This window comes from Aeromonas sp. QDB54, from assembly GCF_027707385.1.
Taxonomy (GTDB): domain Bacteria; phylum Pseudomonadota; class Gammaproteobacteria; order Enterobacterales; family Aeromonadaceae; genus Aeromonas; species Aeromonas hydrophila.
This window is the reverse complement of the sequence record NZ_JAPCIT010000031.1, coordinates 23,163-37,570: the sequence shown is the minus strand read 5'-3', so window position 1 is coordinate 37,570 and position 14,408 is coordinate 23,163. Positions and strand designations below refer to the sequence as shown.

At 58.8% G+C, this 14,408-nt stretch carries 11 protein-coding genes; 5 read left to right on the top strand and 6 right to left on the bottom strand.

Annotation, left to right across the window (positions count from 1 at the left end; translation table 11 throughout):
* The first annotated feature begins 419 nt into the window (after nucleotides 1-419).
* Both rapA and rluA read left to right on the top strand, forming a co-directional pair.
* Nucleotides 420-3,287, top strand: coding sequence for an RNA polymerase-associated protein RapA (gene rapA / locus PG881_RS21605; RefSeq protein ID WP_270802789.1), 2,868 nt, complete (start codon nucleotides 420-422; stop codon nucleotides 3,285-3,287).
* A 109-nt stretch (nucleotides 3,288-3,396) separates the two neighbouring features.
* On the top strand, nucleotides 3,397-4,053 hold the full coding sequence (gene rluA, locus PG881_RS21600) for a bifunctional tRNA pseudouridine(32) synthase/23S rRNA pseudouridine(746) synthase RluA (RefSeq protein ID WP_270802787.1): 657 nt from the start codon (nucleotides 3,397-3,399) through the stop codon (nucleotides 4,051-4,053).
* Nucleotides 4,054-4,126: 73 nt separating this feature from the next.
* Here rluA and PG881_RS21595 read toward each other — a convergent pair whose 3' ends face one another.
* The 5 genes from PG881_RS21595 to PG881_RS21575 form a co-directional block, all read right to left on the bottom strand.
* Nucleotides 4,127-4,315: a hypothetical protein gene (locus PG881_RS21595; protein ID WP_073348952.1), complete on the bottom strand. Its 189-nt coding sequence runs from the start codon at nucleotides 4,313-4,315 to the stop codon at nucleotides 4,127-4,129.
* Nucleotides 4,316-4,373: 58 nt separating this feature from the next.
* Complete coding sequence (locus PG881_RS21590; RefSeq protein WP_017410616.1) at nucleotides 4,374-6,305, bottom strand: putative bifunctional diguanylate cyclase/phosphodiesterase; 1,932 nt, start codon at nucleotides 6,303-6,305, stop codon at nucleotides 4,374-4,376.
* A gap of 23 nt (nucleotides 6,306-6,328) precedes the next feature.
* Nucleotides 6,329-6,826 (bottom strand): hypothetical protein, encoded by a 498-nt coding sequence (locus PG881_RS21585; RefSeq protein ID WP_016349563.1) that lies wholly within the window; start codon nucleotides 6,824-6,826, stop codon nucleotides 6,329-6,331.
* Between the two features lie 95 nt (nucleotides 6,827-6,921).
* Complete coding sequence (gene groL / locus PG881_RS21580) at nucleotides 6,922-8,556, bottom strand: chaperonin GroEL (protein WP_011704804.1); 1,635 nt, start codon at nucleotides 8,554-8,556, stop codon at nucleotides 6,922-6,924.
* Between the two features lie 41 nt (nucleotides 8,557-8,597).
* Nucleotides 8,598-8,891 carry a co-chaperone GroES gene (locus tag PG881_RS21575; protein ID WP_005309514.1) on the bottom strand — a complete coding sequence of 98 codons (294 nt, stop codon included), beginning with the start codon at nucleotides 8,889-8,891 and terminating at the stop codon, nucleotides 8,598-8,600.
* 182 nt (nucleotides 8,892-9,073) lie between these two features.
* Here PG881_RS21575 and PG881_RS21570 point away from each other — a divergent pair, with 182 nt between their 5' ends.
* Nucleotides 9,074-10,474, top strand: coding sequence for an MATE family efflux transporter (locus PG881_RS21570; RefSeq protein ID WP_270802784.1), 1,401 nt, complete (start codon nucleotides 9,074-9,076; stop codon nucleotides 10,472-10,474).
* A gap of 23 nt (nucleotides 10,475-10,497) precedes the next feature.
* Here PG881_RS21570 and PG881_RS21565 read toward each other — a convergent pair whose 3' ends face one another.
* Nucleotides 10,498-10,974, bottom strand: a complete 477-nt coding sequence (locus tag PG881_RS21565; RefSeq protein ID WP_024946196.1) for an FxsA family protein — start codon at nucleotides 10,972-10,974, stop codon at nucleotides 10,498-10,500.
* Nucleotides 10,975-11,423: 449 nt separating this feature from the next.
* Between PG881_RS21565 and aspA the strand changes: the two genes are divergently transcribed.
* On the top strand, nucleotides 11,424-12,866 hold the full coding sequence (gene aspA, locus PG881_RS21560; RefSeq protein WP_011704801.1) for an aspartate ammonia-lyase: 1,443 nt from the start codon (nucleotides 11,424-11,426) through the stop codon (nucleotides 12,864-12,866).
* A gap of 127 nt (nucleotides 12,867-12,993) precedes the next feature.
* Nucleotides 12,994-14,313, top strand: coding sequence for an anaerobic C4-dicarboxylate transporter (locus PG881_RS21555; RefSeq protein WP_011704800.1), 1,320 nt, complete (start codon nucleotides 12,994-12,996; stop codon nucleotides 14,311-14,313).
* Nucleotides 14,314-14,408: the final 95 nt, after the last annotated feature.

Here is a 14,408-nt window from a genome sequence, read left to right as displayed (position 1 = left end):
GTTAAAGAGCGACGCAGCTTTTGGCTGCTGCGGGAGTGGCATTCTACTCAACCGCCTTCTCGAGTCAAGCCTTATTTGCAAAGGCTTTTCGAGGTTACCGACCCGGTTGTTTGCGTTGCCGCTTGCCGTGTCGATGGAGGCGCATTATAGGGATCTGGATCACGCTTGCAAGAGGGTTTTCGAATTAAATTCGAGAAATCAGTTCGACCGTTCAATAATCACCCAAACAGATGACTTATTCAGCAAGTCTGCCTTTATATAGCAACACCCCTCTATCTTTAGCCATAGGTGAGCACGTCGGTTCGCCCCACCCGATGAATGACACCTGCCACCTCTATATCCATGGTGATCGCGCTCACGCCTTCGGGTAACATAGCGCCCCTTTGCGATTCACACACTCTTGGGCTTTGGAGAGTTTAATGCCTTTTGCACTTGGCCAGCGTTGGATTAGTGATACAGAGACGGATCTGGGGTTAGGGACTGTCGTTGCTGTTGAAGGACGCATGGTTACCTTGTTGTTTCCGGCTACCGGTGAAAACCGCATGTATGCCAAAGAAGAGGCGCCGGTGACTCGGGTCAGCTTCAATGTGGGCGATCAGATAACCAGTCACGAAGACTGGACCATGACGGTCGAAGAAGTGCAGGAGAAAGACGGCCTGCTTATATATGTCGGTGTGCGTACCGACAATGATGAGCCCGTTGCCCTCAAGGAAGTGTTTCTCAACAACTTCATCAAGTTCAACAAGCCGCAGGATCGCCTGTTCGCCGGCCAGATCGATCGGATGTCCCGCTTTACCCTGCGCTACGAGGCGTTGATCAACCAGCACCAGCGTCGCCGCAACCCGACTCGCGGTCTGGCCGGTGGCCGGGTCAGCCTGATCCCACACCAGCTCTATATCGCCCATGAAGTGGGTCACCGCTACGCCCCGCGCGTGTTGCTGGCCGATGAGGTGGGTCTGGGCAAGACCATAGAAGCGGGCATGATCATTCACCAGCAACTGCTCTCCGGCCGCGCCCATCGCGTGCTTATTCTGCTGCCCGAGACTCTCCAGCACCAGTGGCTGGTCGAAATGCTGCGCCGCTTCAACCTGCACTTCTCTCTGTTTGACGAGGAGCGCTGCATCGAGGCGTTCGCCGATGCGGAGAACCCCTTCGAGACCGAACAGCTGGTGATCTGCAGCCTCGACTTCCTGCGCAAGAAGCGTCGTCGCTTCGAACAGGTGCTGGAGGCCGAGTGGGATCTGCTGGTCGTCGACGAAGCCCATCATCTGGAGTGGAGTGAGGAAGCGCCGAGCCGTGCCTACGAAATGGTAGAAGCGCTGGCCGAACAGGTGCCGGGCGTGCTGCTGCTGACCGCCACCCCGGATCAGCTGGGCCACCAGAGCCACTTTGCCCGTCTGCGCCTGCTCGACCCGGAGCGTTTCTACGACTACGAGGCCTTCCTCGCCGAGGAGCAAGCCTACGGTCAGGTCGCCAGCGCGGCGCAAGAACTGCTGGATGGCGAGACCCTGAGCGATGAAGCCAGGCAGATCCTCGCCAGCCAGCTGAAAGGGCTGGACTTAAGCGATGCAGCCGCCCGTCAACAGGCGGTCGCCAAGCTGCTGGATCAGCATGGCACCGGCCGGGTGCTGTTCCGTAACAGCCGCGCCAATATTCAGGGCTTCCCCGAGCGTCACCTCAACGTCTACCCCATGCCGCTGCCGGAGCAGTACAAGACCGCCATCAAGGTGATGGGCATGATGGGTGGCAATGGCGGCGATCTGCAGACCCGCGCCCTGCGCTACCTCTATCCCGAGAAGATCTTCCAGCAATTCGAAGGCGACAACGCCACCTGGACTCAGTTCGACCCGCGCGTCGAATGGTTGTTGGAGCTGTTGCTCTCTGCCCGCCAGCAGAAGGTACTGGTGATCTGCTCCGAAGCAGCCACCTCCATCGCGCTGGAAGAGGCGCTGCGTACCCGTGAAGGGATCCGTGGTGCCGTGTTCCACGAAGGGATGTCTATCCTCGAGCGAGACAAGGCCTCAGCCTATTTCGCTCAGCAAGAGGGGGGCGCTCAGGTACTGCTCTGCTCCGAGATCGGCTCAGAGGGTCGCAACTTCCAGTTTGCCAGCCATCTGGTGCTGTTCGATCTGCCGCTCAACCCGGATCTGCTGGAACAGCGTATCGGCCGACTGGATCGCATCGGTCAGCAGAATACCGTCGAGATCCACGTGCCCTACCTGGAAGGAACTGCCCAGCGCGCCCTGCAGCTCTGGTATCACGATGGTCTGGATGCATTCGAGCAGACCTGCCCGACGGCCCGCCCGGTATTCGAAGCGGTACGTGACGAGCTGTTCGAGCTGCTGGCCGCCAACACAGGCGATCAGGCCCCCCTCGACGCCCTGCTGGTCAAGACTCGCGAACTCCACGAGCCGCTCAAGGCCCGGCTGGAACAGGGTCGCGATCGCCTGCTGGAGATCCACTCCAGCGGTGGCGCCGCAGCCCAGCAGCTGGTCGACAAGCTGGCCGCCGAAGATGACGACACCGGCATGATCTCCTTCGCTCTCAAGATGTTCGACGAGATCGGCGTCAATCAGGATGACCGTGGCGAGAACGCGCTGGTGCTGACCCCGGGGGATCACATGCTGGTCTCCAGTTTCCCGGGCCTGCCGCAAGATGGCATGACCATCACCTTCGATCGCAACACCGCTCTGTCGCGGGATGACATGGCGCTGCTCTCCTGGGATCACCCCATGATGCGTGGCGGTATCGACCTGATCCTGGGCTCCGAGATCGGTGCGACCTCGGTCGCCCTGCTCAAGAACAAGGCGCTGCCCATCGGCTCCATCCTGCTTGAGCTGATCTTCGTTGCCGAGTCTGCGGCCCATCCCCAGCTCTACCGCTTCATGCCGCCAACACCAATCCGTCTGCTGATGGACAAGAACGGCCAGAATCTGGGCGAGAAAGTGGCGTTCGATGCCTTCAACCGCCAGCTGACGCCGGTCAATCGCCACCTCGGCAGCAAGCTGGTCACCGCCTCCCAACCGGTGATCCACGGTCTGATTGGCAAGGGCCAGGCCATTGCCGAAGAGCTGAAAGGCGGGATTGTCGACAAGGCCCGCGCCCAGATGGCGCAGACCCTGCAACAGGATCTGGATCGACTGGAAGCGCTCAAGGCGGTCAACCCGAACGTGCGCGACAGCGAACTGGATTATCTGCGCAATCTGCAGGCAGAATTGCACCACCTGATCGATCAGACCCAACTCAAGCTGGATGCCATCCGCTTTATCGTGGTCACCCATAACTGACGCGATACTGAAGAGACATGACCGGCCCATGCCGGATGCCATGCCCTTTATGATTGTGGTTACTCATAACTGATGGGGGCTTGCCCCCACCTTCTGATGCGAGACATTTATGTTTGAATACTCACCGCCTCTGGAACCCTGGCTCGATATCCTGTTCAAGGACAAGGACATCATGGTGGTCAACAAGCCCACTGGCCTGCTGAGCGTCCCCGGGCGCGGCCCCGAGAATGAAGACAGCGTCCTGCATCGGGTGAAACAGCAGCACCCCAAGGCGGCGGCGGCTCATCGCCTCGACATGTCCACCACTGGCGTCATTGTCATTCCCCTCAATCCCAATTCCCATCGGGAGCTGAGTCGGCAATTTCGCGAGCGCGAGACCGAGAAGCACTACCTCGCCTGGGTGTGGGGCGAGCCGGAGGCAGCGTCGGGTCAGGTCGACCTGCCGCTCTGCGTCGACTGGCCCAACCGCCCGAAGCAGAAGGTGGACCACGAGGAGGGCCGTCACGCTCTTACCCTGTGGGAAAAGTTGAAGGTAGAGAATAGTAACAGCCTGATCAAGCTGACTCCCATCACGGGTCGCTCGCACCAGTTGCGCGTCCACATGCTGGAGCTGGGGCACCCGATTCTGGGTGACAATCTCTACGCCCATCCGGATGCGCTGGCGGCTGCCCCCCATCTCTACCTGCATGCGGCCAGTCTAACCATCAGCCACCCCCGCAGCGGCGAGCGGATGACCTTCGAGGCGCCAGCCCCTTTTCCGGTCTGAGCCAAGATAGACATCGCGATATCGCAGACATAAAAAAGCCCCCATCGACTGGATGGGGGCTTTTTCGTTAGGGTCAGACGCGAATATCGATGTTACTTCCCAGAGAAGCGTTGGCCGATGTCGGTGCAACCGGTGCTGATTGAGCTGCTGTTTGCAGCAGTTTCAATGCAGATTCACCTTCTTGGGTCTGTTGTTTCTTGGCCAGGCTGGCCGTCATCAATGCAGAACCAAATGACGCAGATGCAGAACTAGATATATCCATGGTGTACCTCCTGCTTTAAGACTATCGGCCATCTTGGACCAAGCATGAGCCATTTTGGCTAAATTAAATACGCCTTGTCGGGTTGGCGTCGCTCCAGCCACTCCTCTTCCATCTCCAGCAGTGTTTGATAAACCTTCTCCGCCTGTTCTGGGCGGCTGAACAGATAGCCCTGACCATAGAGATGAATATCAGTGAGGGTGCGCAACACGTCGAGCTGAGCCTGAGTTTCTATCCCTTCACACACCAGACTCTTGCCCAGCATGGAACCCATCCGGCAGATGTTGGCGACCAGCTCGGATGCCTCGATGGACGTATCGATCCCCTGGATGAAGGAGCGATCGATCTTCACCTTGCTGACCGGCAGCTTCTGCAGATAGCTGAGCGAGGAGTAGCCGGTACCAAAGTCATCCAGTGCCAGCTGTACCCCCTGCTGATTGAGGTCCTGCATCAGTTGCAGGGAGTTTTTCACCTCGCGCATGGTGGTGTCTTCCGTCACCTCCAGCACCAGACTGGCGGCAGGAATATGGTGGTCCATCAGGGCCTTGGCAACCAGCTTCAACAGATTGCGCTGATACATGCCGGGCGAGATATTCACGCACATCTGCAAATCAACCAAACCCAGTTGCTGCCACTGATAGAGCTGCTCGCAGGCCGTGTTCAATACCCAGCTGCCCAGCTTCTCGGCCAGCTGGAACTCCTCGGCAACCTGGATCACCTCGTTGGGTGGAATGAAACCCAATTCAGGGTGACGCCAGCGCAGCAAGGCTTCCACCGCCTCGCAGCGGCCACTCTCGAGATTGACGATGGGCTGGTAATAGAGCTCGAGTGCATTGTGCTCGAGCGCCATGATCATGTCGCTTGCCAAATGCTTGCGGCGCGCCGTTTCATTGAGCAACGAGTTGTCGTAGATGACGTATGGCACATGGGTCTTGCGGCTGTGAAACAAGGCCTGCTCGGCCCGGCTGAGCAGCTCTTGAGTCTGCTTGCTGTCCATCGGGAAGAAGGCGATACCGATGCCCACCTCCAGGCGGAACGGATAGTTGTCGATGATGATGTCCTGCTTGAGTGCATGCAGCAGGCGGGCCACCAGCTCCCTCACCTGGCGCAGGTCACTGCTTTCACGCTGGATCATGGCAAACTGATCGCCGCCCAGCCGGGCCACCCACTCACCGTTTTCACACAAACTGCGCATTCGCTTTGCCAGCTCCTGCAGCAGGAAATCACCGGTGTTGTAGCCGAACTTGCTGTTGATGTCGCGAAAATCGTTGATGTCCACCAGCACCAAGCCAAACGGCGTCTCCTTGGTGGCGTAGGACTCCATCTTCTCCAACAAGGCCAACCGGTTAGAGAGCCCGGTCAGGGGATCGATCCGCGCCGCCCTGAAATGACGGCGGGCCTCACGGATCAGCAAGCCGCTCAGCAACATCACCGACAGCACCAGCCCTGACACCATGAACAGCAGCGCATTGCGCAGTTGGCCAAAGCGCTTGTCATTGCCTGAATAGACGTTGATGTTCTTCTGCATCACGGAGGCGAGAGAATAGGAGAGTGGCTCCTGCAGAGGAACCAGGCGCATCAATATCTGCTGATAATCGGGTGTCCCCGCCTTCAGATTGGTGATATTGGGCTCCATCTCGCGGATATTGCTTTCGATCAACTGCACCAGCCGCAAGGTCTTCTGCTTGTCCTTCATGCTCTGACGCAACTGGCCACTGAGCAGGATGGGGGTACGGCTCCACAGGATGTCGTAGCGCAGCATCAGGGTATCGTGATCGATGCCGCCATAATGGTAGATCTCGACGGAGTTGAGGAAGCGCCCCAACTCCAGTTGCAACTGCATCAGGGCCCAGGAGACGTCATAGGTGTACCTCTCCATCACTCGGGTCGCATTCTGTATCTGCGCGAGGCAATAGAGGGTGCTTCCCGTAAACAACAGGATGGATAGGTAAAGAACGATGAGTAAAGGCCACGCCTTGGTCTTTGCTTTCACTCGTACTCCCGCAAGCCGCTACATCAATGCTGAATATCAATGGCATTCAGTTGCCAAATCATCATGTCGGTAAACTCAGAGCGTTTCAGCTCGGGATACTGATCCAGCGGTAGGATAAACCAAAGCGGTCCCTTATTCCGTACCCGCATGGTGACCCCGTCATCTTGCCAGGCCAGAATCGGGTCGTATTGCCTGACCTTATCCCAGTTGATCCTGATCTGAAAACTGTTCAAGGCCGTCAAGGTGATCGCCTTGCCATCCGCACCGACGGCAGCCAAGACATCGGCCAGCTTGGGCCCCACATATTTGTGTGGTTTGTCGACCCAGGGATTGCTGGTCACTATCTCATGCTGCGGCAGGGCCTTGAGCATGGCGAGATCGAAGGAGACCACCCCCTCCGTTGCTTCGGCCGGCAGCACATTACCGGTCACCTTCAAAATGACGGGCCCCTGTGGCGCCTCAAGTGCCATCACCGGCATGGCCAGAGAAAACAGTAATGGAATCAAACCCAGTACACGCATACTCACCTCTGATTAAGTCACTGACAATAGACTCAGTTTAGTCGCCATAAAAAAAACGGCCCGCAAAAGCGAGCCGTTTGGTAACCAGGGCTGAATTACATCATGCCCATGCCGCCCATGCCGCCCATGTCAGGCATGGCAGGGGCATCTTTCTTCGGCAGCTCGGAGATCATGCACTCGGTGGTGATCATCAGGCCGGCGATGGAAGAGGCGAACTGCAGGGCAGAACGGGTCACCTTGGTCGGATCCAGGATACCCATGGCCAGCATGTCACCGTACTGTTCGGTGTAGGCGTTGTAACCGAAGTTACCTTCACCGTTCTTCACCGCGTTGGCGATGACGGAGGCCTCTTCACCAGCGTTGATGACGATCTGGCGCAACGGGGCTTCCATGGCGCGCAGAGCGACCTTGATACCCACGTTCTGGTCTTCGTTGTCGCCACGCAGGCCAGCCAGTTTGGCGGCCACGCGTACCAGTGCAACACCACCACCGGCAACCACACCCTCTTCTACTGCGGCGCGAGTCGCGTGCAGGGCGTCGTCAACCCGGGCTTTCTTCTCTTTCATCTCGACTTCGGTGGCAGCGCCAACCTTGATCACCGCAACACCGCCAGCCAGTTTGGCTACGCGCTCTTGCAGCTTCTCGCGGTCGTAATCGGAAGAGGTCTCTTCGATCTGCTGACGGATCTGGGCCACACGGCTCTCGATCAGGGATGCATCACCCACGCCATCGATGATGGTGGTGTTCTCTTTGGTGATGACGATGCGCTTGGCACGGCCCAGGTCTTCCAGGGTCGCTTTTTCCAGCTCCATGCCCACTTCTTCGGAGATCACGGTACCACCGGTCAGGATGGCGATATCCTGCAGCATGGCTTTGCGACGGTCACCGAAGCCAGGTGCCTTGACGGCCGCGACTTTCACGATGCCACGCATGGTGTTGACCACCAGGGTCGCCAGCGCTTCGCCTTCCACGTCTTCGGCCACGATGATCAGCGGCTTGCCCGCTTTGGCTACGCCTTCCAGCACCGGCAGCATTTCACGGATGTTGGAGACTTTCTTGTCGACCAGCAGGATGAAGGGATCGTCCAGCTCAACGGCACCGGTTTCCGGCTTGTTGACGAAGTACGGGGAGAGGTAGCCACGATCGAACTGCATGCCTTCTACCACGGCCAGCTCGTCGTCCAGACCCTGACCGTCTTCAACGGTGATGACGCCGTCACGACCGACTTTGTCCATGGCTTCGGCAATCAGCTTGCCCACTTTCTCGTCGGAGTTGGCGGAGATGGTGCCGACCTGAGCGATGGCATTGTTGTCAGCACACGGCTGGGACAGCGCTTGCAGCTCGGCAACGGCGGCCACTACGGCCTTGTCGATACCGCGCTTCAGATCCATCGGGTTCATGCCGGCGGCAACGGCCTTCAGGCCTTCGTTGACGATGGCTTGAGCCAGTACGGTAGCGGTAGTGGTACCGTCACCGGCGGCGTCGTTGGCCTTGGAAGCAACTTCCTTGACCATCTGGGCGCCCATGTTCATGAACTTGTCTTCCAGCTCGATTTCACGGGCAACGGAGACGCCGTCCTTGGTGATGGTCGGCGCGCCGAAGGACTTGTCCAGTACCACGTTGCGGCCTTTCGGGCCCAGGGTCACCTTGACGGCATCGGCCAGGATGTTTACGCCTTCCAGCATCTTGCTGCGTGCTTCGTTGCCAAACTTGACTTCTTTAGCTGCCATTTCTTCAATCCTTCAATCAATTCGCAGGGGGAAAGGGTGGATTACTCTTCGACAATCGCCAAGATGTCGGTTTCAGACAGGATCAGTACGTCCTGACCATCCAGCTTCTCGGTCTTCACACCGTAGCCTTCGTTGAAGATCACCTTGTCACCAACCTTGACGGCGAGGGCTTTGACATCGCCATTATCCAGAATTCGGCCAGTCCCCACGGCAAGAACTTCACCACGGGTGGACTTCTGGGCCGCAGTACCAGTCAAGACAATGCCGCCAGCGGATTTGGCTTCAGCTTCGATGCGCTTGATGATGACGCGGTCGTGCAGTGGACGAATTTTCATCGATAACTCTCCCAAAATGAGTCTCTGTGTTGCTTTGAGGAATGGCCATTCCTGGCCAAATTAGATATGTCTCCGATGTGGGGCACGTTTGTTAACCCTTCAAGGGCAAATACAAAAAAAATATTTTCACGTACTATGAACGTCTTCGATGGATCTCCCGAAGTCCCGGTCAGGAAACCGGTTTGTGCTGCCCGCAGCCAGAACTCCGCCAGACGTACAGAGACGAGCCCGTGACCCGACCCAATCCCCTGCTGACTGCCCCCATGACGTCCGTATTGCTGCGCATGACGGGTCCGATGATCCTCGGCATCGTCGCCATTCTCGCCTTCAACCTGGTCGACACCTTCTTCATCGGCATGCTGGGCACCCAGGCGCTGGCCGCCATCAGCTTCACCTTTCCGGTGACCTTCGTGGTCACCTCGCTGGCGATGGGACTGGGGGCCGGCCTCTCTGCGGTGATGGGTCATGCGCTCGGCCAGGGCAAGCATGATGAAGCCGCCCGCATCACCACCGACAACCTGTTTCTGGCCGTGCTGCTGGTCACCCTCATCGCCCTGGCGGGGGCGCTGACCATACACCCGCTGTTCCGGTTGCTCGGCGCCAGCGATGAGCTGATCGCCCTCATCTACGACTACATGCTGATCTGGTATCTGACCGTCCCCATGCTGGTGCTGCCCATGGTGGGCAATGCCGCCATCCGGGCTACCGGCGATACCAAGACCCCCAGCCTGGTGATGACGGTGGCCGGGCTGGTCAACGGCGTGCTGGATCCCCTGCTCATCTTCGGCATAGGCCCCTTCCCCGCATGGGGGATCCGCGGCGCCGCCATCGCCACCTCCCTCTCCTGGTTGATGGCCATGCTGGTCAGCCTCTATATATTGCGCCACCGGGAAGGACTGCTGCGCTGGCGCCTCTCCCCGCGTCCGCAGTTGCTGGCCCACTGGCGCGCCCTGCTGCACGTGGCGGTGCCCGCCTCCTTCACCAACATGCTCAATCCACTGGCCAACGCCGTGCTGATGACCATCTTCGCCGGGTTGGGGACGGAAGTGGTGGCCGCCTACGGCGCCGCATCGAGAATGGAGGCCCTGCTGCTTATCGTGATGATGGCGCTCTCCTCCGTGCTGGCCCCCTTCATCTCGCAGAACTGCGGGGCGGGCAACCCGGCCCGTGCCAAGGCGGCGCTGCAGTTTTGCATGCGCTTTGCCCTGCTGTTCCAGCTGGCGGTATACGGACTGACCTGGCTGCTGGCTCCCTTCATCGCCGAGCTGTTCAGCAGTCATCCGCAGGTGGTGCGCCTCATCGTGCTCTATCTGCACCTGGTGCCCATCGGTTACGGCTTTCAGGGCATGGTGATGCTGCTCGCGTCCGCCTTGAATGGCGTGAGGGCTTCCAGCGTCTCCTTCCTGTTCAACGGGTTGCGGCTGTTTGTCTTCTTGCTGCCAGGGGCCTGGCTGGGGGCGAAACTGGGAGGGGAGCAGGGGATCTATCTGGGCATTCTCGTGGCCAATCTGGCGGCGGGCACCCTGGCCTGGTGGTATGCCCGCCACCGCTTCGAGCAGTTGTGCCATCAGGGCAGGCCCTGATGGCTGGGAAGTAAGCGCAGCAGTTACTCCTTGCGCTCGAACTCCCCTTCGATGGTGGTGCCGCTGCGCGGAGCTTGACCCGGCTGGTCATTGCCCGGCACCTCGTCAAACGGCTGCTGACGGGCCTGAAAACCGCCCATCTGCATCTTGAACTGGTTGCTGCCGATCAGCTTGTCGGCCAGCTTGTTGCGCAGCCAGGGCTGCAGCAACAGGATGCCGAAGAAGTCGGTCACGAAACCCGGGATGATCAGCAGCAGACCGGCCAGCGCCAGCATCATGCCCCCCATCACCTCACGCCCCGGCATCTCCCCCTGCTGCATCTTCTGCTGCGCGTTGAACAGAGTCTTGATCCCTTCGCTGCGCACCAGCGAGGAGCCCAGCACCGCCGTCAGAATGAGCAAGCCGACGGTCGGCAAGGCACCGATCACGGAGCCGACCTCGATCATCACGGTGAGCTCAAGCACCACCAGACCGACCAACAATAGAAACAACTTGCCCATAACAACCTCAGTGCGGATGAATGTGAATGAACCGCTGGCGAAGTGCCACAACCGTTGATGCCGTTGCCAACCCGCCATGGTATCGGTTCCTGTTGATTAAAATGGGGGGTGACGCGCATTTTTCAAGTCCACAGGGTGACGGGGCGCCGGATCCGCAGAAAAACCGGCCTGCCAGACTGTGATTGAAGTCATTGTTCTGTCAAAGTAAATCGGTTGATTGCATTATCTGTTTAATGACCACAAGTTATTTGAGGTTGTCTCAAATTTAGTGATCCAGGTCTAATATCAGATACCTCAATTGGGGTAATATCGACGCCAGTAATTAAGGGGGCAAAAAAGCCCCCAACCGCCCCACTCGATGTGTGGTGCTTCAGGATGAACCGTGCGTAAGGAACTCGCGACCACTCGGTGAGGATCGTTTCCATTTATCTGATTTCTGAGGCATTACAATGAGCGACATCAAGAACGTCCGCATTGAAGAAGACCTGCTGGGCACCAAAGAAGTTTCCAACGATCTCTACTACGGTGTGCATACCCTGCGCGCCGTTGAGAACTTCAAGATCAGCACTCAGAAGATTTCTGACGTTCCGGAATTCGTCCGCGGCATGGTACTGACCAAGAAGGCCGCCGCCCTGGCGAACGGCGAACTGGGTACCATCCGTCCTGAAATTGCTGACAAGATCGTAGAAGCCTGCGACCTGATGCTGAACACCGGCAAATGCTTCGACCAGTTCCCGGTCGACGTTTACCAGGGTGGTGCCGGCACCTCCGTCAACATGAACACCAACGAAGTACTGGCCAACATCGCCCTTGAAATCATGGGCCTGGCCAAGGGTCGCTACGACGTCATCAACCCCAATGACCACGTCAACAAGTGCCAGTCCACCAACGATGCCTACCCCACCGGCTTCCGCGTGGCCGTGGTCAACAGCACCGACACCACCCTGCACGCCCTGGAAGCACTGATCGCCGCCTTCGATGCCAAGGCCGCCGAGTTCAAGGGCATCCTGAAGATGGGTCGTACCCAGCTGCAAGATGCGGTGCCGATGACCCTGGGTCAGGAGTTCCACGCCTTCGCCGTCACCCTGCGCGAAGAGATCAAGTCCATCAAGCGTTGCCAGGAACTGCTGCTGGAAGTGAACCTGGGCGCCACCGCCATCGGTACCGGCCTGAACACCCCGCCCGAGTACTCCGCCCTGGCCATCAAGCGCCTGGCCGAGATCACCGGTCGTGCCTATGTCCCGGCTGAAGATCTGATCGAAGCGACCTCCGACTGCGGCGCCTACGTGATGCTGCACGGCGCCATCAAGCGCATGGCGATGAAGCTCTCCAAGATCTGTAACGACCTGCGTCTGCTCTCCTCCGGCCCACGTACCGCACTTAAAGAGATCAACCTGCCGGAAATGCAGGCTGGCTCCTCCATCATGCCGGCCAAGGTCAACCCGGTCATTCCGGAAGTGGTCAACCAGTCCTGCTTCAAGGTATTCGGCAACGACGTCACCATCACCTTCGCCGCCGAAGCCGGTCAGCTGCAGCTGAACGTCATGGAGCCGGTGATCGGTCAGGCGATGTTCGAATCCCTGAGCCTGATGGAAAAAGCCTGCATCTCCCTGCGCGAGAAGTGCGTGGAAGGCATCACCGCCAACCCGGAAATCTGCATGAACCACGTGCTGAACTCCATCGGCATCGTGACCTACCTGAACCCCTTCATCGGCCACCACGAAGGCGACATTGTCGGCAAGATCTGTGCTCAGACCGGCAAGAACGTCCGTGAAGTCGTGCTGGAGCGCGGCCTGCTGACCGCCGAGCAGCTGGATGAAATTCTCTCCATCGAGAACCTGATGAACCCGCAATACAAAGCCAAGCGTTATACCCGCGAAGCCACCGTATAAGCGAGCAAATGGGCCGGGTTTATCCCGGCCCATAAAGTCAGTTCCCGATAGGTCTTGCCCAGCCCCATCGGGAATTGGCTTTTCTGCCAAATAAAACCTAAAAAAACTGGAAAATGGAGTGTTCGCTATGATTGGAATCGAGTTACTTGTCGTGCTCGCCGCTATCTATCTGGGGGCCCGGATAGGCAGCATCGGCATCGGCTTTGCCGGTGGTTTGGGGGTACTGGTACTGACCTGGGGTCTGGGGATGCCAATTCCCAGCGACCAGCTGGTCACCTACATCCCCTGGGACGTGATCATGATCATCGCGTCCGTCATCTGTGCCATTGCCTGTATGCAACTGGCCGGTGGCATGGACTATCTGGTCTCCCTGGCCGAGAAAGCCCTGCGCAAGAACCCCAAATACATCACCTTCGCCGCACCGGTCGTCACCTATCTGATGACCATGCTGGCCGGTACCGGTCACACCGCCTTCTCCACCCTGCCGGTGATCGCCGAAGTGGCCAAAGAACAGGGCATTCGTCCGTCCCGTCCGCTCTCCATCGCCGTCATCGCCTCCCAGATCGCCATCACCGCCTCGCCCATCTCCGCGGCCGTGGTTGCCTTCTCCGGCATGCTTGAGCCGTTTGGCGTGGATTACCTGACTCTGCTGGCCATCTGCATCCCCTCCACCTTCATCGCCTGCATCCTCGGTGCCTTCGTCGCCAACATGCTGGGCAAGCCGCTCGACCAGGACGAAGTCTACCTGGAGCGCAAGGCCAAGGGGCTGATCAAGCTGCGCGGCACCACCAAGCTGGAGCTCAAGCCTTACGCCAAGGTGTCGGTCTGGATCTTCATCGCCGCCATCGTGGCCGTGATGGCCTACGCCACCGCCATCTCCGGTAAAGTGGGCCTGATCGCCAACCCGCCGATCCCCCGTGATGGCGCCATCATGGGCATCATGCTGGCCGCGGCCACCATCATGACCCTGGTCTGCAAGCTGGACGCCACCCAGGTCACCAACATGCCGACCTTCAAGTCCGGCATGTCCGCCTGTATCTGCGTACTGGGTGTGGCCTGGCTGGGTAACGTCTTCGTGAAAGGCAACATGGACACCATCCAGCTGATCGCCGGCGACCTGCTCAATCAGTACTCCTGGCTGCTGGCCGTGGTGCTGTTCTTCGCCGCCATGCTGCTCTACTCACAAGGCGCCACCACCAAGGCCCTGATGCCGGCCGCTCTGGCACTGGGTGTCAGCCCGCTGACCGCCATCGCCTCCTTCGCCGCCGTGAGCGCCCTGTTCGTGCTGCCGACCTACCCGACCCTGCTGGCCGCGGTCGAAATGGATGACACCGGCTCCACCCGTATCGGCAAGGCGGTATTCAATCACCCCTTCTTCGTACCGGGTGTTGCCACCATCGCCATCGCCGTGGCGCTGGGCTTCTTCTTCGGTGGCATGATGCTCTAACCAGCATTTAATTCCACAAACACGCAAACGGCCCTGTTCGGGCCGTTTTTTATGCCTGCTTTTCAGGTCAAATCATTAATTAATCCTTGTGCGCT

Bases quoted from the DNA above. Each gene is read 5' to 3' on its own strand.
- aspA (WP_011704801.1), top strand. From the start codon at position 11,424: ATGAGCGACATCAAGAACGTCCGCATTGAAGAAGACCTGCTGGGCACC.
- PG881_RS21585 (WP_016349563.1), bottom strand. From the start codon at position 6,826: ATGCGTGTACTGGGTTTGATTCCATTACTGTTTTCTCTGGCCATGCCG.
- groL (WP_011704804.1), bottom strand. From the start codon at position 8,556: ATGGCAGCTAAAGAAGTCAAGTTTGGCAACGAAGCACGCAGCAAGATG.
- PG881_RS21575 (WP_005309514.1), bottom strand. From the start codon at position 8,891: ATGAAAATTCGTCCACTGCACGACCGCGTCATCATCAAGCGCATCGAA.
- rapA (WP_270802789.1), top strand. From the start codon at position 420: ATGCCTTTTGCACTTGGCCAGCGTTGGATTAGTGATACAGAGACGGAT.
- PG881_RS21555 (WP_011704800.1), top strand. From the start codon at position 12,994: ATGATTGGAATCGAGTTACTTGTCGTGCTCGCCGCTATCTATCTGGGG.
- PG881_RS21595 (WP_073348952.1), bottom strand. From the start codon at position 4,315: ATGGATATATCTAGTTCTGCATCTGCGTCATTTGGTTCTGCATTGATG.
- PG881_RS21565 (WP_024946196.1), bottom strand. From the start codon at position 10,974: ATGGGCAAGTTGTTTCTATTGTTGGTCGGTCTGGTGGTGCTTGAGCTC.
- rluA (WP_270802787.1), top strand. From the start codon at position 3,397: ATGTTTGAATACTCACCGCCTCTGGAACCCTGGCTCGATATCCTGTTC.